The following is a 19,316-nucleotide window of genomic DNA, read 5'->3' as shown; positions in this document are numbered from 1 at the left end:
CCGGTCCACCGCCCGCGGGGAATGGAGCGGCGGTTTCCCCCAGCCCACTGAGTCCAGTGCAGCGGGCCGACCCACGCAGGTCCCAGACAAGCCTTCCGGCCATCGGCGGGCCAGAGCGCACAGCCGGGCGCACGGCCACACGCCGGGAGCACGCCGCACCCCGGCCCGCGCGCCGCCGCCCGGGCGGCCCGGACCACCCGCACGGACAACAATCCCGCCATCCGGACGTCTGCCCCTTAACGGTAGGGATAGGGAGAACTACGCTGTGTTTACTGGTGTTCTCAGCAGGGGGCATATTCCTCGGGGCTCGGCCACATGCGTGTGCAGGCGGAGTACGGAGGTTCGAACCTGGGGAGGCATCGGTACGAATGCCGCGCGCCGTCCTCGGTGACGCGGCGGCTGTCTGTGTGTCGAGGGGTGGCGCATGTCCAGGGAGCAACGCGGGCCGAACGAGAAGCTCGGCACGGTTCTCGCCCTCGCGGGAATCAGTAACGCCGGGCTCGCCCGGCGGGTCAACGACCTCGGAGCACAGCGCGGTCTGACACTTCGCTACGACAAGACCTCGGTGGCCCGGTGGGTCGCCAAGGGAATGGTGCCGCAGGGCGCGGCGCCGCATCTCATCGCGGCGGCGATCGGGGCCAAGCTCGGCCGGCCGGTCCCCCTGCACGAGATCGGCCTCGCCGACGCGGACCCGGCCCCGGAGGTCGGCCTCGCCTTCCCCCGGGACGTGGGCGAGGCGGTCCGGTCGGCGACCGAGCTGTACCGGCTGGATCTGGCCGGGCGGCGGGGCGGCGGCGGGATCTGGCAGTCCCTGGCGGGATCGTTCTCCGTGAGCGCCTACGCGACGCCCGCCTCGCGCTGGCTGATAACCCCCGCCGATCCGTCGGTGGCCCGGGACCCGACGGCGGCGCAGGCCGCCATCCTGGGAGCACGCGGCGGCGGATCCGGGAGCCCCGGCGGGGCCGGCGCACGTGGACCGGGAGCCGCGCCGGACGCCCGGGGCGCACACATCCTCCACACCGGCGGCTCCACCCCCGGCGCGGCGGGCTCCGTCCCGCTCCAGCCCGGCCCGGAGGCCGTGGCGGACGCCTCACCGCTGCGGGTCGGGCACAGCGACGTGTCGAAGCTGCGCGAGGCGGCGCAGGACGCCCGGCGCTGGGACTCCAAGTACGGCGGCGGCGACTGGCGCTCCTCCATGGTTCCCGAGTGCTTACGCGTCGACGCCGCACCGCTGCTCCTCGGCTCGTACACCGACGAGGTCGGACGGGCCCTGTTCGGCGCGTCGGCCGAGCTGACCCGGCTGGCCGGCTGGATGGCCTTCGACACCGGCCAGCAGGAGGCGGCCCAGCGCTACTACATCCAGGCCCTGCGCCTGGCCCGGGCCGCCGCCGACGTCCCGCTCGGCGGCTATGTCCTCGCCTCGATGTCCCTCCAGGCGACCTACCGGGGCTTCGCCGACGAGGGGGTCGACCTCGCCCAGGCCGCCGTCGAGCGCAACCGCGGTCTCGCCACCGCCCGCACCATGAGCTTCTTCCGGCTGGTGGAGGCCCGGGCCCACGCGAAGGCCGGCGACGCACCGGCCGCGGGGGCCGCGCTCAAGGGCGCGGAGAGCTGGCTGGAGCGGTCCCGGGCGGGCGACTCCGACCCGCCCTGGCTCGGCTTCTACGGCTACGACCGGTTCGCCGCCGACGCCGCCGAGTGCTACCGGGACCTGAAGGCCCCACGCCAGGCGCGGCGCTTCACCGAGCAGGCGCTGTCCCGGCCGACCGAGGAGTTCGTCCGCAGCCACGGACTGCGGCTCGTCGTCTCCGCCGTCGCCGAGCTGGAGTCGGGCAATCTGGACGCGGCCTGCGCGGCGGGCACCCGGGCGGTGGAGGTCGCCGGCCGGATCTCCTCGGCCCGCACCACGGAGTACGTGCGCGATCTGCTGCACCGCCTGGAGCCGTACGGGGACGAGCCCCGCGTCGCGGAGCTGCGGGAGCGGGCCCGCCCGCTGCTGGTCACCCCGGGCTGAGCAGGGCCGAAACGGGCCGAGCCGGGATGAGCCGGGCGACGGAAGTCGCCCGGCGGGGCTCCGCCGGGCGGAGTGTGCGCCACGCCCTGCCCGGCTGGGGTTTGAGCCGGTTGTCAGTGGGTCAGTGCACTATCGGGGTGGGAGGTGGCGTGATGATGACGCACGCGGCGTACGACTGCGATGTGCTGGTGATCGGCGGCGGGATCGTCGGTCTGTCGACCGCGTATGCGCTTCTACGGTCCGCGCCGGGCACCAGAGTGACGGTCCTGGAGAAGGAGCACGGCCCCGCCCGCCATCAGACCGGCCGCAACAGCGGCGTGATCCACAGCGGCATCTACTACCGCCCCGGCTCCCTCAAGGCCCGGTACGCGCTGCGCGGCTCCGCCGAGCTGGCGGACTTCTGCGCCGAGCACTCCATCGCCCACGCCACCACCGGCAAGCTGATCGTCGCCACCGAGCGCTCCGAGCTGCCCCGGCTGCACGGCCTGGTGCAGCGCGGCCGCGAGCACGGACTGCCCGTGCGGGAGCTGGGCCCCGCCCAGATCGCGGAGTACGAGCCGGAGGTCCGGGGCCTCGCGGCGATCCGGGTCGGCACGACGGGCGTCTGCGACTTCACGGCCGTCGCCCGGCGCTTCGCCGCCGAGGTCACCGCCGCCGGTTCCATCGTGCGGTACGGCGCGGAGGTCACCGCGATAGACCGGCGCCCCTGGGGCGTCGCGGTGCGCACGGCGGACGGCACGGTCGTCCGGTCCAGGGTGCTGGTCAACTGCGCGGGCCTCCACAGCGACCGGGTGGCTCGCCTCGCCGGGGACGATCCGGGGGTGCGGATCGTGCCGTTCCGCGGCGAGTACTACGCGCTGGCCCGCCCCGAGCTGGTGCGCGGCCTGGTCTACCCGGTGCCGGACCCGGCGTTCCCCTTCCTCGGCGTCCACCTCACCCGGGGCTTCGACGGCTCCGTCCACGTCGGGCCGAACGCGGTCCCCGCCCTGGCCCGCGAGGGATACACCTGGCCGCAGGTCCGCCCCGCCGAACTGCTGTCCACGCTGAGCTGGCCGGGCACCTGGCACATCGCCCGCAGACACTGGCGGTACGGGGCGGGCGAGGTGCACCGCTCGCTGTCCCGGTCCGCCTTCACCCGGGCCGTCCAGCGGCTGCTGCCCGCCGTCACCGAGGACGACCTGCGCCCGTCGCCCGCCGGGGTCCGGGCCCAGGCGGTGCTGAAGGACGGCACGCTGGTCGACGACTTCCTGATCCGCGAGGCCCCGCACACCGTGCACGTGCTCAACGCCCCGTCGCCCGCCGCGACGGCGTGCCTGCCCATCGGCCGGGAGGTGGCACGGCTCGCGCTGCGCCGGGCTCAGGGGGCGGGGTGGAAGCCGCCCGCCGTAGAATCCGGTCATTGTGTCTGAGCAGCCCTTGAACCCCACCCCCACCCCCGCCGAAGCCCCCGACGACGACGCGCCCGGCACGGCGCCCGCCGGCACCGTGCCGACCGGCTCCACGGCGACCGGCTCCACGGCGGCCGACGCGCTCGCCGACGCCGCGACCGACGTCACGGCCGACGAAGCCGCCGCGCTGCGGGCCGCCTCCTTCGAGCGCGCGCGCCGACTGCGCCAGGAGCCCCGCTTCCCCGGCGGCCCCGCCGCCGACCCCGCCGGTTCGCACCACGAGCGCCGGATCCGCAGCTTCCAGCCGCGCCGCAGCCGCGTCACGACCGGCCAGCAGGACGCCCTGGAGCGCCTGTGGCCGAAGTGGGGCCTGGACATCGACGGGCAGCGGGTCCTGGACCTGGCCGACCTCTTCGACGGTCTGCCCGTCGTCCTGGAGATCGGCTTCGGCATGGGCGAGGCCACCGCGCAGATGGCGGCCGACGACCCGGGCACCGGCATCCTCGCGGTCGACGTCCACACCCCGGGCCAGGGCAATCTGCTGGGCCTCGCGGACAAGGCCGACTCGACCAACGTACGGGTGGCCAACGGCGACGCGGTCATCCTGCTGCGCGAGATGCTGGCCCCCGAGTCGCTCGACGGCCTGCGGGTCTACTTCCCCGACCCCTGGCCCAAGGCCCGGCACCACAAGCGGCGCCTGATCCAGCCCGAGTTCCTGGACCTGGTGGCCCCGGTGCTGAAGCCCGGCGCCGTCGTCCACTGCGCCACCGACTGGGAGCCGTACGCCGAGCAGATGCTGGAGGTGCTCACCGCGCACCCCCGCTTCGCGAACACCGCGGCCGACGGCGGATACGCCCCGCGCCCCGCGTTCCGGCCGCTCACCCGCTTCGAGGGACAGGGCCTGGACAAGGGGCACCTCGTCCACGACCTGCTGTTCGCCCGCGTCTGACACACCGTGTGCGGCCGCGTCCCGGCCGGACGCGCCGTCGCCGGGTGTCGGTGCTCCTCGTTAGGGTCGAGAGGTGTCCGACCCCTCCGTGCAGCATCAGCAGGCGCGACCCGCCGTCCCGGTCCTCCATGAGCAGCGGCTCGACGAGGTCCTGGGGGCCGCGCCGGAGCGCGGCCGAGCGCGTTATCGGCCGCGCCGCGTCGGCATGGTGTGGCGCAGCAAGGTGTTCCGCGCCGGGGCCGTCATCGTGGCGCTCGTGCTGTGCGGGCTGGTGATCCTCGCCCTCGTCCGCGAACAGACCGGCCCGGAGGGGTTCCTGGTCGGCCTCGGTCTGGCGGTGCTGCCGGTCCCTCTGCTGATGGCGGCGTTCCGCTGGCTGGACCGGGTCGAGCCGGGCCCCTGGCGGAATCTGATCTTCTCCTTCGCCTGGGGCGCGTGCGCCGCCGCGCTCGTCGCGATCATCGCCAACTCGTTCGCGACGCGCTGGATAGCCACCGCGACGGCCGATCCGGCGAGCGCCGACACCCTGGGGGCGACGGTGATCGCCCCCGTGGTCGAGGAGAGCGCGAAGGCGGCGGCCGTGCTGCTGATCTTCCTCTTCCGCAGACGGGAGTTCAGCGGGGTGGTGGACGGTGTCGTCGTCGCCGGATTCACCGCGACGGGCTTCGCGTTCACCGAGAACATCCTCTATCTGGGCAACGCCTTCGGCGAGGACCAGCAGCTGGGCAGCTCCGGGTTCGCCTCGGTGACGGCCGGGACGTTCTTCGTGCGGATCGTGATGTCGCCGTTCGCGCACCCCCTGTTCACGGTCCTGACCGGCCTCGGCTTCGGCTTCGCGGCCGTCAGCGCCCGCCGTCACCGGGTCCGCCGGATCGCCCTGCCGGTGCTGGGGCTGCTCCTGGCGATGGGCCTGCACGCCCTGTGGAACGGTTCGTCGTCCTTCGGCCCGTACGGCTTCTACGCGGTGTACGGGATCGTCATGGTCCCGGCATTCGGCCTGGTGACCTGGCTGGCGATCTGGTCGCGCCAGCGGGAGCTGCGCACCCTCGCGGCCGAGCTGCCCGCCTATGCGGCGGCCGGCTGGCTCACCCCCGCCGAGCCGTCGGCGCTCTCCTCCATGCGGGCCCGGGGCATGGCCCGCGACCTGGCCCGCCACTGGCAGCCGGACCGGACGCGGGGCCGGGCGGCGGCCCGCGCGGTCGCGGAGTACGAGTCGTTCGCGACCTCCCTGGCGGGGCTGCGCCGCCGGGCCCGCCACGGCGCGGTGGGCCCGGACTTCGGCGCCCGGGAGCGGGAGTTGCTGCACCACCTCTGGCAGCGCCGGGAGTTCGCGGCCCCGGCCCTCACCCATGCGGCCCGCCTGACGGCCCGCCCACGCCACGGCCACCACGGCCACCCCATGCCGCCGCCGTACGGAAACGGAAACGGAAACGGAAACGGGTACGGGTACGGGTACGGGTACGGGTACGGGTACGGGTACGGGTACGGGTACAGCCCCGGCCACACGCCCGGATACGGGCAGGCGCCCGGGCCCACACCGGGATACGGCCCCGGCTCCTACCCGCCGCCCCAGCCGTATGGCGGCACACCCCCCAGCCACCGCCGCCCGCCGACGTAGCCACAGCAACAGCAACAGCTCGGCGTCCGCGAACGGCGGCGGCGTCCGGCTCCGTCAGGCCGATGCCTCGGTGAGCAGGGCGAGTTCGCCGTCGGTCAGCCGCAGGTCGGCGACCGCGACGAGGGCGGGGAGCTGTTCGACCGTACGGGCGGAGGCGATCGGAGCGGCGACGGTCGGCTGTGCGGCGAGCCAGGCGAGGGCGACCGTGGCGATCTCGGCGCCCCGTTCCCCGGCGACCCGGTCGAGGGCGGCGAGCACCTTGAGGCCCTGCTCCGACTCCAGGTGGCCGCCCGCCTTCGCGGAGCGGGCGCTCTCCACGGTCGTACCGGGGCGGTACTTGCCGGTGAGGAAGCCGGAAGCCAGCGCGTAGTACGGGACGGCGGCGAGGCCGGCGCGGGCCGCGGTGTCCTGGAGGTCGCCCTCGTAGGTGTCGCGGGAGACCAGGTTGTAGTGCGGCTGGAGCGCGACGTACCGGGCGAGGCCCTCGCGCTCGGAGAAGTCGAGGGAGGCCCGCAGGCGCTCGGGGCTGATGTTGGAGGCGGCAATGTGCCGCACCTTGCCCTCCTTCACCAGCTGGTCGAGCGCGGTGATGATCTCCTCGACCGGGACGGTCTCGTCGTCGAAGTGCGTGTAGTAGAGGTCGATGTGGTCGGTGCCGAGGCGGCGCAGCGATGCCTCGGCCGCGCCCTTGAGGGTGCCGGCGGCCAGGCCCCGGTGCTCGGGGTGGGCGCCGGCCTTGGTGGCGACGACGACGTCGGACCGGTTGGAGCGGGAGGCGAGCCACTTGCCGATGACGGTCTCCGACTCACCGCCCTCGTTGCCCTCGACCCAGGCTGAGTACGCGTCGGCGGTGTCGATGAAGTTGCCGCCGGCCGCGACGTACGCGTCCAGGACGGCGAAGGACTGGTCCTCGTCCGCCGTCCAGCCGAAGACGTTGCCGCCGAGGGCGAGGGGGAAGACCTGGAGGTCGGAGCTGCCGAGAGTGCGCGGAGAAGTCATGTGGATGTTCAACGGGCCGGGGCGGGGACGGTATTCCGTCGCCCGCCGGCCGTACCGTCCCCGGACAGACCGGCAGCCCTGACGTCGGGGGGTGTGCGTCAGGGCTGCCGGGGTTGCGGGGCGGCGACGAAGGACGCCGGTCGCGGGGTCGGAAGGTCAGAAGCCTCGGGCCGGGAAGGTCAGACGTTCAGGCCCTTGCTGTTGAGCCAGGCCATCGGGTCCATCGCGGAACCGCCCGCGGTGCGGACCTCCAGGTGGAGGTGGACGCCGGTGACGTTGCCGCTGTCGCCCATGCGGCCGATGGTCTGGCCGGTGGTGACCTTCTGGCCGACGGAGACCTCGATCGAGGACTGGTGGGCGTACCAGATCTCCGTGCCGTCCTCGAGTTCGAGGACCGTGCGGTAGCCGTACGAACCGGAGTAGCCGGCGGACGTGATCGTGCCGCTGTGCACGGCCTTGAGCGGCGCACCGGCCGACCCGGCGAAGTCGAGACCGGTGTGCTGGCCCGAGGACCAGAGCGCGCCGGACTGACCGTAGGTCGAGGTGATCGTGTACGAGAAGGCGGGGAGGGAGAAGCTGGCGGCGAGCTTGGCGAGCCGCTCGGCCTCCTTCTTCTTCTCCGCCGCTTCCTTGGCCGCCTTCTTCTTCGCGGCGGCCGCGGCCTCGGCGTCGTCCTGCTGCTTCTTGGCCTCGGCGGCGGCGCTCTCGGCCGCTGCCTTCTCGGCGGCGGCCTTGGCCTCGGCGTCGGCGCTGGCCTGCTGCTGCTCGGCCTGCTGGAGGATCCGGGCGCGCAGCGCCTCGCCGGCGCCGGTGCCCTGCTCGGCCTCGGCGGTGGTGAGGCCGGCGGTGGTGAGCGGCGCGGTCGCGGCGACCGGGGCGGGCTCCGCCTCGTCGGACATCAAAGACCCGACGCCGGGAAGGGACTTGGCGTCGGGGAGGTTGTCCACGATGGAATCGGGAAGAGAGATGGAGACCGGCGCCTTGTCCTGCGCGGTGGCCATGCCGCCGGCACCGACAGCCGCTATGACACCGACCCCGAGGACGGTGGAGCTACGGGCGAGACCACGCTGCTTGGCCACGCGGTGCTTGCCGCGCACGGGACGGATGGACTCCGCGGTGGGGTTCCACTCCTCCCAGGTGCGCTCCTCGCCACCGAAGGTGTCGGCACTGAAGGGTGACGGGGCCTCAGGGGCAGGCTTGTTGGACGCCACGTGGGCGCACTCCTTTCCTTCCTTCTCGCCTACCGGGTTAGCTGACGGGTTCGGAGCAGGAAGGTCTCCTACGGGCCCCTCCGTCTCTGACGAGACGCAGGCGTCCGATTCACCCCATGTAGGTGGTTCCCCGGTTCCCTTGCGGAATTCGGCGCTCGCGCGCGGCGCCGTCTCTGACGACGGCTGTGACGACCGCGCTGCGTTATCGAACGTTAATAGACGGACGGGCCGTATTCCAAGCTGTTCCTGTTGATCATTAACGAACAGGGCAGGGATGTACGGGTGACAACCGGGCGCAATCGGGCGACTTGACCGCAACTCAGCTACACCACTTTTTCTGACGGTGTGTCAAACGTTATGCGGAGCGGTGCCCTTTGATTACGCACCGTGTCATCACGCTGTCGTCGTCCCGCCGACGCCTCTCCGATGCCCCGTCATCACCCGGCCCGATCACCCGGCGTCATCGCCGGGCGTCATCGCCCGGCGTCATCGCCCCCGGCCCACGATCTTCACCGTCGTCCGGGGCACGGGCTGCCCCTCCGCCGGCCGGCCGACCGCGATGAGCGCCATGTCGTCCGTGGTCCGCCCGCCGGTGTGCAGCCGTACGTCGTCCGTCAGCGCCGACAACAGCTCCTCCGGGCCGGGGAAGATCCGGCCGCGCAGCCGGGCCGCGGGATCGTAGAAGACCCCGTTCGGGTCCCGGGCCTCGGACAGGCCGTCCGTGAAGGCGAGGAGCGTCGCCCCGGCGGGCATCGCCCACTCGTCGGACCGGTCCGGCCACACCCCCAGGTCCATCCCGAGCGGCATGGCGGGCACCGAGGGCGCCAGCACCTCCAGGGCGCCGTCGGCGTGCAGCAGGAGCGGCTCGGGGTGACCGCGGTTGACGAGGCGCAACGAGGCCGAACCGGGCGGGATCTCGGCCAGCACGGCGGTGATGAACCCCTCCATCGCGTCAAGGCCGTACCGCCGCGTCCCCTCCCGGGCCAGCGCCCGCTCCAGCCGCTGCGCGACACCCTCCAGCGAACGCTCCTGCTCGGCCGCCTCCCGGAACGCCCCGATGATCACCGCCACCGCCTCGACGGCGTCCAGCCCCTTGCCGCGCACGTCGCCGACGACCACCCGTACGCCGTACGGGGTGTCCGCGACGGCGAACAGGTCGCCGCCCACGAACTCGTCGGCCTGGGCCGCCTCGTACCGCGCGGCCACCTGGAGTCCGCCGATCCGCTCGGCCGGGGTCGGCAGCACGGCCCGCATGGCGGTCTCCGCGATGACCCGGGCCGAGGCGAGCTGCTCGTTGCCGCGCCGCACGACGCCGTTGATGACGAGGGCCAGCACCGAGGCCGTGAGCACGGTGAGCATCTCGATGACCGGGACCACCTGGGTGGTCGTCCCGTCGGAGAGCCGCATCGCGATGACCGAGAGGACCGCCGCGATCCCCGTACGGACGGTCCGGGACTTCGAGAAGAACGGCGCGGCGATCAGCGGGGCCGCGACGAACAGGGGGACCGCGGTGAAGTTGGGCGGAGCCAGCGAGTCGAACACCAGCCCACCGAGGATCAGCAGGGCCGGCAACAGCCGGACGAACCGCCCCGTGCGCCGCCCGTCGGACGTCAGCTGACCCTCCCGGGACCCGAACACCACCCGGCCCACGGCGTCGAAACTCCCCGTCGTACCGCTGCGCCGCTCGTCGGCCATCCCCACCTGTGCACTCCTGCCCGGTCCACCCACGGCTGCGGACGGTACCGCGCCCCGCCCACGCTTCCCGGAGCCGCGCCGAGCGGCTACTCCGCATCGGCCGAATAGGGGGAAGGCGGACGGCGGGCCGGCCTTCCGTGGTCAGTCGGAGAGCCGGTGTTCCGCGTATACCGTCAGTGCGTCCCGTACGAAGGCGGCGGTGCCGTCCCCGTACCGATCGTAGTTCTTTCCGAAGCGGGGATCGGCGACATACATCTCACCGAGCCCGATCACGTACGAACGGCTGGGCGCCTTGGCCGAGGACAGCCAGGCGCAGTGCCGCCGCGCGAGGTCCTGCGCCTCGGCCCCGTCGGCGGCGAACCCCGCCTCCCTGGCCCGGCCCCAGGCGCGCGCGATGGCCTCGTGCTCGTCCTGGAACGCCTTCTTCTGCTCGTCCCCGAGCGAACGCCACCAGCGGTCGCCCTCCTCGTACGCGTCCCGGCCCCAGCGCTCGGTGACCTCCTGCTCGTGGGCGCTGTGGTCGAAGCCGTCGAACACTTCATCAGCCATGAGCTCCATCCCCTCCTGCGTCTTGTGGAGAGTGGTCCGCACCGAGGCGATCTGCCGCCCGATGCGCGCCTGCTCCTGTTCGAGCAGTCGCAGATGCGCCCGCAGCGCCACCGCCGTGTCCCGCTGCCCCACGAGCACGTCCTTGATGGCGGGCAGCGAAAGACCGAGCTCCCGCAGCAGCAGAATGCGCTGCAGCCGGACGAGGGCGTCCTGGTCGTAGTAGCGGTAGCCGTTGCTCCCGATCCGGCTCGGCGTGAGAAGACCGAGGTCTCCGTAGTGCCGGAGCGTGCGGCTCGTGGTGCCGGCCTGTCTGGCGATTTCCTGAATGGACCACTCCATGCCGGAAACGCTAGATCTTTACGCTGCGTCAAGGTCAAGCCGCACCATCACGGCGCCAGGAAACGACTCGGGCCCGGCACGCTGTGCGTGCCGGGCCCGGGCCTTCAGTAGCGGGGACAGGATTTGAACCTGCGACCTCTGGGTTATGAGCCCAGCGAGCTACCGAGCTGCTCCACCCCGCGTCGGTAAACACAACTCTACGGCATTCCCGGCGCGCCTTTGACCAATTACGGCGGAGCGCCTCCGGGCCGGGGGCCGGGGCGCCACCCTCGGGGAATCCTCCATGGCTTTCGCGCTGTTCGGCATGAGATCTCCGCGAAAGTCCGCACGGGACCGCGTGCTGGGGCAGGCGCAGCGGCGGCAGTGGCTCGTCGCCGTGTACGCGGGCATCGTCCAGGGCCTCGGATTCCTGATCGGCGTGGACACCAGCTACTCCGACAGCGCGTCCCCCACCACGGGATCGCTCGCCCCCGCGGCGGGCGGGCGGGGGGACCGCACAACTTTGTCGTGCCCGGGCCAATCCGCCCGAGCCGCGGCTCCGAATAGACGACATCAGCGACCGAACGTCGTTCCGGCCCCGCGCCGGAACTTCCGGAAGGGGATGCGTCTTCGTGATAGCCCGCCGTACAACTCGCCTCGCCGCACTGCTCGTCCTGCCCGCAGCGCTCACCCTCGGGGTGGCCGGGCCCGCCCTGGCTCACGAGGGGCACCCCGCCGGCACCACGAAGGCGGCCGAGGGCGACACGTACCAGATCGACCTGGAGCAGCTGAACGACTCCGGCGCCAGTGGTGCCGCCCTGGTCAGCCTGGAGGGCGACCAGCTGACCGTGAAGATCGACGCACAGGGGCTGGTCCCCGGTCAGCCGCACGCCCAGCACATCCACGGCTCCACCGACGGCCACGACTTCCGCTGCCCGGACAGGAGCGCGGACAAGGACGGCGACGGCATCGTCACCACCGCCGAGGGCCTGCCGATGTACGGGGACATCAACATCTCCCTGACGACGAAGGGCGATACGTCCAAGAAGAGCGGCCTCGCGGTGGACCGGATGCCCGTCGCCGACAAGGACGGCAAGCTGACCTACTCCCGCACGATCACCGTCTCGCAGGACGTGGCGGACCACCTCAAGGACCTGCACGTCGTGCAGCACGGCATCGACCGCAACGACGACGGGACGTACGACTTCGGCGCGGGCAAGAGCGAGCTCGACCCGAAGCTTCCCCAGGAGGCCACCGCTCCGGCCAACTGCGGCATGGTCAAGGGCGCGGCCGTCGGCTCCATGCCGGCCGGCGGCGTCGAGACCGGCGGCGGCAGCACGGAGGGCGTCGAGTCGCCGGGGCTCCTGGCTGCGGGCGGCGCCGCAGTGCTCGCGGCCGGCGGACTGTTCGCCGTACGCCGCCAGACCCGTACGGCCCACGCCCGGCACGACGCCTGACCGGCCCGGTCCGGCCCGGCGGCGGCAGGCGCGGCGTCCGACCGCCGCCCCGCACCGACCGGGCTCCGCAGCGGCAGCGACCAGGAAGAGGTGACCCCCGATGAACGCGACGGACCCGGGCGACGGGCCAACGCCACCCCCCGGACGGCGGCGGGCCTTCGCGCTCACCGCCGCCGTCGCGGCCCTGCTCCTGACCGGCGGGCTGCTGCTGGCCCTGGGAACCGACCGCCAGCAGCCCGCCCCTCCCCCGGCGGCAGACAAGGGAAGCTCCGGGGCCCCGGCCGGCCGGACGCCCCCGCCCCACGCGGGGACGTCCGCGCCACCGGAGAAGGGGAGCGGGGGCGGAGCCCGGAACAGGCGGCCCGTAGCCGCCCTGCCCTCCTCCCGGCCCGTCGGAATCACGATCCCCTCCCTGAAGGTCGACTCCACGCTGGAGGACCTGGGACTCGGTGAGAACCGGGCGATGGACACCCCGCGCGACCCGGACAAGGCCGGCTGGTACACGCCCGGCCCGACGCCCGGGGCCATGGGGCCGGCGGTGATCGCGGGCCATGTGACCTGGGACGGCGCGCCGGCGGTCTTCTTCGAGCTCGCCGCGCTCGACCCCGGCGACCGCATCGCCGTCCGCCGCGCGGACGGCCGCACGGCCGAGTTCACCGTCGACCGGACCGCCGTGTATCCCAAGGACGCGTTCCCGACGGTCGAGGTCTACCGCAACCTCGACCACGCCGGGCTCCGTCTGATCACCTGCGGCGGCGACTACTCCGAGGCGGACAGCCGCTACGCCGACAACGTCGTCGTCTACGCCACCCTCACCGGCAGCCGCGCCTGAGGCGCTCGGGCCGGGAGGTACGCGAGGCCGTGCACAGCGAAACGCCCCGGCCTGCCGCAGCAGGCCGGGGCGTTCGCGTCGGGCGAAGGGTTTCCTCGCCCGGCCCCGGCATGCGCCGGAACCACCAGCCCGAAGGGATTCGGGCCAAGGAGCCGCCCAGCGATTGGGGTACGGGTGGTGCCGTTTCGTACCGGGGCGCGGTGGTCACGTGGTCACAGAAGTGATCACGGGCGCGCTGAAGTTGCCGATACGGGATGGCACAAGGTGGTGGGGCTCTAGCCTGTTGACCTGCACGGGAGCCGAGAATCGTCATCGGGCTTCATCACTGAACCGCCCCCGCCTCGGCCATCGCGGCCAGGCAGAGGGCGGTTTTGTGCGTCCGGATTCACACGCGTCGAGTGGCTCCCGCCGGCCAGACCACGTCCACGGGCAGACCAGCTTCCCGGGCCTGCTCCACGGTATCGGCGGTGCCGCCTCCCTTGCCCGAAGGAGGCCTGCCGTCCCACACGGCTACGAGGCGGTCCGCCCGGCGCAGCAGCTCGGCGTTGGCCGACTCGTAGGCCGCCCGGCCCGCAGTCGCATGCGGCAGAGTCACGACGTGCTCGGCTGTCTCGACCAGGTGGTCGAAGACAGCAGCGTGGGCTGGCTTCACCTTGGCAGCTCGGTAGTCCTCGGAAGGGATCACCGCAATCAGGCGCCCGCCGATGGCAGAGACCTCTTCCGCGAAGAGGCTGTCCGCACCCGCAGCAATGCACGACACGCCGGTCAGGTCCTCGCTGTACTTGGCGAGCAGCTCACGCAGCGCAGCGCGCAGCAGCGGCACGCTCTCCTCGGTCAGGTCCATGTGCCCGGTTACGGCGAGTGTCGTCATGTGCCCGTTCCTCAGCTCGACAGCAGGTCGCGGATACTATCGCGCGCCTCGCGCACCGGCCGCGACGCGCTGTGGCCCACGGTGTAGGGGTACAGCTGCCCCAGCTGTGTGCGGACACGCCCTGACTGTGTGCCGCGCGCGGCCTGCACCGCTAGGGCCGTCTCAGCGGCCGCGCCTTGGATGTCCCCGGCGAGGAACTGGCATTCCGCCAGGCCGATGCGGTCGAGCGCGTGGGAACGTCCTGCTTCTGCGCCGCGGGACGGGGTTCGGCGCGGGCGAGGTCGAGAAGCCGCCCCCCGGTGACGCCCGCGAGCTCGGCTTCGTCGAAGTAGGCGATCCAGTACGGCTCGTCGGTGTGCCCGGCGGCGCTGGCGAGTTCCTCGGCCGCCTTGGCGGTGGCCCGTTGGAATCCGGCCATGCGCCCCTGCGCGGCATACGCCCAGGCTTCGCGGGTGTGGAGCATGGCGCGGGCTCGGGGGCCGATCACGTCGCGGGCACCCTCCTGGGCGAGGTGGATCAGTTGGAGTGCGTCGTCGGCACGCTCGCGATAGAGCATCTGCCGGGCCATCCCAGCCAGAACGTTGGCCCCGAAGACGACGTCGCCGCCAGCGTGGGCGGCTCGCAGGGCGAGGCGGTAGTAGTCCTGCGCGCGCCGGTGCAGTCCGGAGTCCCACGCCATGGTTGCTGCGGTGCCGGCCAGCTGCGCCATGACGCGGTACAGCCGGTCCGCCACTGCCGGGGCCTGGTGGTCATCGAGGGCGCCGGAGACTTCCGCGAGCTGGCCAAGCACAGCTTTCCTTCGGAGACCGCCGCCGTACTGATGGTCCCACTGGCGAAAGGCGCGCGCGGTGGTTTCCAGTTCCTCGACTTCCCGTATGCCGAGGCGGCCCGGGCGGCGCTGCGCTGGTACGTGGGCGGCCGGGACGAGCCATCCTTCGAGGCTGTCGAGGAGCGCGGCGCCGGTGACTGCGGCACCGGCGAGGGCGTGGGTGAGGGCCCTTCGGTCCATCACGAGATCACTCCTGGTGAGGTGGGCGGCCAGGCTCACGGTGGCGTCGGGCCGCCACGGAATCTCGTCTGTGTCTGGCCGGTCACCTGGAGCGTCTGGCTGGTCCTGCGGTGCAGGGGAGTGGTCCCCCTCCCAGGGGCGCGGTGCGAGGCCGAGCAGGCCACCGGGGATGCGGAGGCCGTCGGCGATTCGGCAGATGACGTCGAAGCTGGTGACGCGCTGGGACCCGCTGATGATCGTGGAGACCTTGCCGGGGGTGAGCTGGCAGGCGGACGCGATGCGGTTCTGGGAAAGCCCACTCCACTTCTTGATCAGTGCGGAGACAGCGGCGAAGTCGTGCTCGATGAGTGCTGTCCGGACGTCTGCTCTGTCGAGCACATCGAGGCTGAGCAGGCCGGGGGTGGCGGCATCCATGGGCTGACTTCCGTTGCGATCCTATGCACGCGCAGGCGCCTTACTGGAGCGCCAACGAGTGTATTACCGCCTAGGTAACCCCCGCTGGTCATCCCGAAAGGGGACCGCTGGGCCGACGCTCATATGGCGACGGAACTGCCGGCGATGCGGAGAGGCCCATGGCGATGACGATAAAGGTGTACAAGGTGAACCGCGACGGGCTCACCCGGATCGTGCGCGAGGAGGCGGAGGTCGTGCCCCTCGAACAGCCGGAGGCCTCGCACCAGTTTCCCGCCTGCGAGTGTCCCGAGTGCAGGACGACCGCACGGTGACGACGTGCTTCGCCGACGGCGGCGCGCACGAGTTCCCCATTGAGGACGACACCGGCGTCTACTGCCCCGAGCACGGCATCGCCCTGCTCTGGCACGTCGAACCGCCCCCAGACTCCCGCCCGGCCGCGCATTCCCTGGAAGGACCGCAGCCGGGCGGGCGATCCCCAACCGACAGAAGGAAATCACCATGAGCGTAGGCCAGTTACCCGTCATCGCCCGGGGGCTCATCCCCGACGAGCGGTTCACCAGCTGCCGCAGCACCGTCATGGACGCCAACCCCGACATGTCCCAGGAGATGGCCGGCCGGATCGTCGAGGAGGGGCTGAAGTTCGTGGCCGCCTGCTCGCGCAACTCGGGCGTCGGCCTGGCCCCGTCGCGCATCGTGGACGAGGGGTGGCACGCCCTGATCCTGCACACCGCGATGTACGCCGAGCTGTGCGAGGGGCTGGGCGGGAACTTCGTCCATCACTTCCCCGGGTACGACCCGACGAACTGCGACCCGAAAATCCTGGACCGCACCCGCCAGGCGATCGCGGGGCTGGGGTACGTCGCGGACGCGGAGCTGTGGGGTGAGCCGTCCGACGAGACGCTTGCCTCCGTAGCGGCGAAGTGCCAGCACGCCCCGGACTGCACGATCGTCATCATCCCCAAGCCGAAGCCGAAGTAGCCTGCTGGGCAGGAGGTGCCTCATGGCGCAGGAGTGGATCGACCCGCGGTACGCGGACATGGTGGCCGCGTGGAAGGCTGGGCAGGAGCCGGACTCGCGCGACCCGCGGGAGCCTCGGCCGGTGCGGGGGTTCACGATCCCCGCCGAGCCCGAGGCGTAGCCCGCCCGGACTGGCCGAGCAGCCCCTGCCTCTCGCGCGGCAGGGGCTGCTTCGTGTGATCGTTTGCACTTCGATGGAACTGGGGTGGAGCATCTGCCCGAAATGAACCCGAACAAGCAGCGGCCCCGGACCAGAGAAGCGCTCTGGCCTGGGGCCGAGGGGTAGGCCGTGTGGGACTCGAACCCACAACCAACGGATTAAAAGTCCGCTGCTCTGACCAATTGAGCTAACGGCCCTCGACGGATCACCCCCCGAGCATAGCCCGCCCGGTCCCGGCAGCCGATCCGGTATCGGTGTCGGGCCCGTCGCGGGTCCCGGGAGGCGGGTTCTCCGGGGGGCGGGAACAGCAACAGGGCCCGTACGTCACCGAGTCGGTTCGGTGGCGTACGGGCCCTGCCGGTCTGTCAGGCGGACCTGCTCGGTCGGTTGCCGACCGGGCGGGGATCAGCCGTTGCGCTTCCAGCGCGGCTTGTCGTCGCGGCGGCCGAAGGAGCCGGTGTTGGTGCCGGTGTTGGCGCCGCGGTGGTCGTCACGACGGCCGGTGGGGCGGTCGCTGGTGCCGCCGCCGGGGCGGAAGCCGCCCGAGGGGCGCTCGTCGCGACGGTCACGGTTGAACGGGCGGTCGCTGCCGCCGGGGCGGAAGCCACCGGAGGGGCGCTCGTCACGGCGGTCGCGGTTGAACGCCGGACGGTCGTTGTCCCGACGCTCGAACGAACGGCCACCACGGTCATCGCGACGGTCGCTGCTGCCACCGGAACGGAAACCACCCGACGGACGCTCGTCACGACGGTCGCGGTTGAACGCCGGACGGTCGTTGTCCCGACGCTCGAACGAACGGCCACCACGGTCATCGCGACGGTCGCTGCTGCCACCGGAACGGAAACCACCCGACGGACGCTCGTCACGACGGTCGCGGTTGAACGCCGGACGGTCGTTGTCCCGACGCTCGAACGAACGGCCACCACGGTCATCGCGACGGTCGCTGCTGCCACCGGAACGGAAACCACCCGACGGACGCTCGTCACGACGGTCGTTGCCGCCGCGGTAGCCGCCACGGTCGCCACCGCGGTTGTCGCGGCGCTCGTAGTTGCCCCGCTCGTCGCGGCGCTGATCGTCGCGGGCTGCCGGCTGCTCCGGCACGGAAACGGCTGCCACGAGGGCGGCCTCGGCCTCGGCGGCGACCTCGGCCACCGCGGCCTCGGGGTCGTCGCCCCGCTCGCGCGCGGCGCGGGCGACCAGGCGGTCGGCCTCCTCGCGCAGCTCGACGGCGCGGCGCTGGACGCGCTCCAGCTGCTTCGTCAGGTCGGCGGCCTCGCGCTCGGCCTGCTTGGCGGCGTTATTCGCGGAGTCGGCCTGGACCTCGGTGAGCGAACGGGCACCGGTGATCTCGGCGACCTCGGGCTCGAAGACGCCCGCGCCCTGGACGATGTGGCGCGAGGCGTCGACGCCAGCGTCCTCCATCAGGCGGAAGATCTGGCGGCGCTGGTGCGGAAGCGCCAGCGAGACGACGACACCGGACTTGCCGGCGCGGGCGGTACGGCCCGAGCGGTGCAGGTAGTCCTTGTGGTCACCGGCCGGGTCCACGTTCAGGACCAGGTCGATGCCGTCGACGTGAATACCGCGGGCGGCGACGTCGGTCGCGACGAGCGCGTTGACGTAACCCTTCTTGAAGTCCTCCAGGACCCGCGTACGGGCGCCCTGGGTCATGCCGCCGTGCAGCGCGTCGGCCTTCACGCCGGACTCGATGAGCTGCTCGGCGATGCGGTCCGCGCCCAGCTGGGTGCGGACGAAGATGATCGTGCGGCCCTTGCGGGCGGCGATGGCGGCCGTGACCGGCGCCTTGTCCTTCGGCTTCACGACGAGGACGTGGTGCGACATGGTCGTGACGTTGCCCTGGGCGCTGTCGACCTCGTGCGTCACCGGGTTGGAGAGGTAGCGCTTGACCAGCGTGCCGATCTCGTTCTCCATGGTGGCGGAGAAGAGCATCCGCTGACCGCCACCGGGGATCTGGTCGAGCAGCTCGGTGACCTCGGGCAGGAAGCCCAGGTCGGACATCTGGTCGGCCTCGTCGAGGACGGCGACCTGGACGTTCGCCAGGGAGCAGGCGCCGCGGTTGATGATGTCGCGCAGCCGGCCCGGGGTGGCGACGAGGACGTCGACACCGCGCTCCAGCGCGTAGATCTGGTTGCCCATCGACGTACCGCCGCAGACGACCTTCATCTTGAGGCCGAGCACGTCGCCGTACGGCTGCAGCGCGTCCGCGACCTGCATCGCGAGCTCACGGGTCGGGGTGAGGATGATGCCGCGCGGCTTCTTCTTCTCGGTGGTGCCACCGGAGAGCGAGGCCAGCAGCGGCAGACCGAAGGAGAGCGTCTTGCCGGAGCCCGTACGGCCGCGGCCGAGGATGTCCTTGCCGGCCAGGGCGTCCGGGATGGTCGCCGCCTGGATCGGGAAGGGGGCGGTCACACCGTTCTGCGCCAGCTTGCGGACGATGCCCTCGGGCAGTCCCAGAGCACCGAAGGTGATGGTCGGCTCGGCGTCGGCCTCGTCGGCGATCTGCTCGGCGGAGTCCGCGATCTCGTCGGCGGGAGCGACGGTCCCCTCGACGGGAGCGGCGGTCTCCTCGGCGGGGGCTTCGGCCTGCGTGTCGGCCTGTACGTCGGCCTGTACGTCGGTGATGAAGTCCGCGACGGACTTCTCGGCGACGACGGTCTCGACGGCCGGGGCCTTCTCGGCGACCGGGGCGGTCGCGCCGGCGGGGGCCTCGGTCACAGCGGCCTCGACGAGCTCGGCGAGCTCGGCGTTGTCGATGTTCTCGGGCATGACGGTGTGGTCAGAACTGGAAATTGACATG

The 19,316-nt window shown here is 72.3% G+C and carries 16 protein-coding genes, 2 tRNA genes and 1 riboswitch; of the genes, 9 read left to right on the top strand and 9 right to left on the bottom strand.

Translation table 11 applies throughout. The features are described from left to right. Nucleotides 1-424 precede the first annotated feature (424 nt). The 4 genes from N7925_RS19030 to N7925_RS19015 all read left to right on the top strand — a co-directional run bounded on the left by N7925_RS19030 (nt 425) and on the right by N7925_RS19015 (nt 5,969). Nucleotides 425-2,014, top strand: coding sequence for a sporulation protein (locus tag N7925_RS19030; RefSeq protein ID WP_265600745.1), 1,590 nt, complete (start codon nt 425-427; stop codon nt 2,012-2,014). A gap of 152 nt (nt 2,015-2,166) precedes the next feature. Next, nucleotides 2,167-3,423, top strand: a complete 1,257-nt coding sequence (lhgO, locus tag N7925_RS19025; RefSeq protein WP_265600744.1) for an L-2-hydroxyglutarate oxidase — start codon at nt 2,167-2,169, stop codon at nt 3,421-3,423. After that, entirely contained in the window at nt 3,416-4,351 is a 936-nt protein-coding gene (gene trmB, locus N7925_RS19020; RefSeq protein WP_274344563.1) for a tRNA (guanosine(46)-N7)-methyltransferase TrmB, read from the top strand. The genes lhgO and trmB overlap by 8 nt, the downstream gene beginning before the upstream one ends. 73 nt (nt 4,352-4,424) lie before the next feature. After that, complete coding sequence (locus N7925_RS19015) at nt 4,425-5,969, top strand: PrsW family intramembrane metalloprotease (protein ID WP_274344562.1); 1,545 nt, start codon at nt 4,425-4,427, stop codon at nt 5,967-5,969. A 54-nt stretch (nt 5,970-6,023) separates the two neighbouring features. Here the strand turns inward: N7925_RS19015 and N7925_RS19010 are convergent, their stop codons facing one another. From N7925_RS19010 to N7925_RS18990, 5 genes are all read right to left on the bottom strand, one after another. Beyond that, the gene (locus N7925_RS19010; RefSeq protein ID WP_265600741.1) at nt 6,024-6,968 is read right to left on the bottom strand and encodes an aldo/keto reductase; all 945 of its coding nucleotides are present in this window, start codon (nt 6,966-6,968) and stop codon (nt 6,024-6,026) included. Between the two features lie 179 nt (nt 6,969-7,147). Further along, nucleotides 7,148-8,179 (bottom strand): M23 family metallopeptidase, encoded by a 1,032-nt coding sequence (locus N7925_RS19005; RefSeq protein ID WP_265600740.1) that lies wholly within the window; start codon nt 8,177-8,179, stop codon nt 7,148-7,150. Between the two features lie 11 nt (nt 8,180-8,190). Beyond that, nucleotides 8,191-8,343: riboswitch (cyclic di-AMP (ydaO/yuaA leader) on the bottom strand. 322 nt (nt 8,344-8,665) lie between these two features. Next, entirely contained in the window at nt 8,666-9,874 is a 1,209-nt protein-coding gene (locus tag N7925_RS19000; protein ID WP_265603929.1) for a PP2C family protein-serine/threonine phosphatase, read from the bottom strand. 141 nt (nt 9,875-10,015) lie between these two features. After that, a complete protein-coding gene (locus N7925_RS18995; RefSeq protein WP_274344561.1) occupies nt 10,016-10,762 on the bottom strand; it encodes a MerR family transcriptional regulator in 747 nt (248 codons plus the stop codon). A gap of 108 nt (nt 10,763-10,870) precedes the next feature. Next, nucleotides 10,871-10,944: transfer RNA gene (locus tag N7925_RS18990), tRNA-Met, on the bottom strand. A gap of 429 nt (nt 10,945-11,373) precedes the next feature. On the opposite strand from N7925_RS18990, the gene N7925_RS18985 reads away from it, so the two are divergent. Next, a complete protein-coding gene (locus N7925_RS18985) occupies nt 11,374-12,198 on the top strand; it encodes a hypothetical protein (RefSeq protein ID WP_274344560.1) in 825 nt (274 codons plus the stop codon). A 100-nt stretch (nt 12,199-12,298) separates the two neighbouring features. Then, on the top strand, nt 12,299-13,030 hold the full coding sequence (locus tag N7925_RS18980; RefSeq protein WP_274344559.1) for a class F sortase: 732 nt from the start codon (nt 12,299-12,301) through the stop codon (nt 13,028-13,030). 385 nt (nt 13,031-13,415) lie between these two features. Here N7925_RS18980 and N7925_RS18975 read toward each other — a convergent pair whose 3' ends face one another. Beyond that, nucleotides 13,416-13,901 (bottom strand): hypothetical protein, encoded by a 486-nt coding sequence (locus N7925_RS18975; protein WP_274344558.1) that lies wholly within the window; start codon nt 13,899-13,901, stop codon nt 13,416-13,418. Nucleotides 13,902-14,052: 151 nt separating this feature from the next. Then, nucleotides 14,053-15,324 (bottom strand): helix-turn-helix domain-containing protein, encoded by a 1,272-nt coding sequence (locus N7925_RS18970; RefSeq protein WP_274344557.1) that lies wholly within the window; start codon nt 15,322-15,324, stop codon nt 14,053-14,055. 158 nt (nt 15,325-15,482) lie between these two features. Here N7925_RS18970 and N7925_RS18965 point away from each other — a divergent pair, with 158 nt between their 5' ends. The 3 genes from N7925_RS18965 to N7925_RS18955 all read left to right on the top strand — a co-directional run bounded on the left by N7925_RS18965 (nt 15,483) and on the right by N7925_RS18955 (nt 16,462). Continuing rightward, nucleotides 15,483-15,635, top strand: coding sequence for a hypothetical protein (locus tag N7925_RS18965; RefSeq protein ID WP_274344556.1), 153 nt, complete (start codon nt 15,483-15,485; stop codon nt 15,633-15,635). 187 nt (nt 15,636-15,822) lie between these two features. Continuing rightward, on the top strand, nt 15,823-16,302 hold the full coding sequence (locus tag N7925_RS18960; RefSeq protein ID WP_274344555.1) for a glycine-rich domain-containing protein: 480 nt from the start codon (nt 15,823-15,825) through the stop codon (nt 16,300-16,302). Nucleotides 16,303-16,324: 22 nt separating this feature from the next. Continuing rightward, nucleotides 16,325-16,462: a hypothetical protein gene (locus tag N7925_RS18955; RefSeq protein WP_274344554.1), complete on the top strand. Its 138-nt coding sequence runs from the start codon at nt 16,325-16,327 to the stop codon at nt 16,460-16,462. A gap of 162 nt (nt 16,463-16,624) precedes the next feature. On the opposite strand, the gene N7925_RS18950 is transcribed toward N7925_RS18955, so the two are convergent. Beyond that, nucleotides 16,625-16,698: transfer RNA gene (locus tag N7925_RS18950), tRNA-Lys, on the bottom strand. Between the two features lie 208 nt (nt 16,699-16,906). Next, a complete protein-coding gene (locus N7925_RS18945; RefSeq protein WP_274344553.1) occupies nt 16,907-19,285 on the bottom strand; it encodes a DEAD/DEAH box helicase in 2,379 nt (792 codons plus the stop codon). Between the last annotated feature and the right edge of the window lie 31 nt (nt 19,286-19,316).

Source organism: Streptomyces sp. CA-278952 (assembly GCF_028747205.1).
Taxonomy (GTDB): domain Bacteria; phylum Actinomycetota; class Actinomycetes; order Streptomycetales; family Streptomycetaceae; genus Streptomyces.
This window is presented reverse-complemented; position numbering and strand designations above follow the sequence as displayed.

Excerpts from the sequence above, each read along its gene's own strand:
- N7925_RS19030 (WP_265600745.1), top strand. The coding sequence starts at position 425 with ATGTCCAGGGAGCAACGCGGGCCGAACGAGAAGCTCGGCACGGTTCTC.
- lhgO (WP_265600744.1), top strand. The coding sequence starts at position 2,167 with ATGATGACGCACGCGGCGTACGACTGCGATGTGCTGGTGATCGGCGGC.
- N7925_RS19010 (WP_265600741.1), bottom strand. The coding sequence starts at position 6,968 with ATGACTTCTCCGCGCACTCTCGGCAGCTCCGACCTCCAGGTCTTCCCC.
- N7925_RS19000 (WP_265603929.1), bottom strand. The coding sequence starts at position 9,874 with ATGGCCGACGAGCGGCGCAGCGGTACGACGGGGAGTTTCGACGCCGTG.
- N7925_RS18995 (WP_274344561.1), bottom strand. The coding sequence starts at position 10,762 with ATGGAGTGGTCCATTCAGGAAATCGCCAGACAGGCCGGCACCACGAGC.
- N7925_RS18980 (WP_274344559.1), top strand. The coding sequence starts at position 12,299 with ATGAACGCGACGGACCCGGGCGACGGGCCAACGCCACCCCCCGGACGG.
- N7925_RS18975 (WP_274344558.1), bottom strand. The coding sequence starts at position 13,901 with ATGACGACACTCGCCGTAACCGGGCACATGGACCTGACCGAGGAGAGC.
- N7925_RS18970 (WP_274344557.1), bottom strand. The coding sequence starts at position 15,324 with ATGGATGCCGCCACCCCCGGCCTGCTCAGCCTCGATGTGCTCGACAGA.
- N7925_RS18965 (WP_274344556.1), top strand. The coding sequence starts at position 15,483 with ATGGCGATGACGATAAAGGTGTACAAGGTGAACCGCGACGGGCTCACC.
- N7925_RS18960 (WP_274344555.1), top strand. The coding sequence starts at position 15,823 with ATGAGCGTAGGCCAGTTACCCGTCATCGCCCGGGGGCTCATCCCCGAC.
- N7925_RS18955 (WP_274344554.1), top strand. The coding sequence starts at position 16,325 with ATGGCGCAGGAGTGGATCGACCCGCGGTACGCGGACATGGTGGCCGCG.
- N7925_RS18945 (WP_274344553.1), bottom strand. The coding sequence starts at position 19,285 with ATGCCCGAGAACATCGACAACGCCGAGCTCGCCGAGCTCGTCGAGGCC.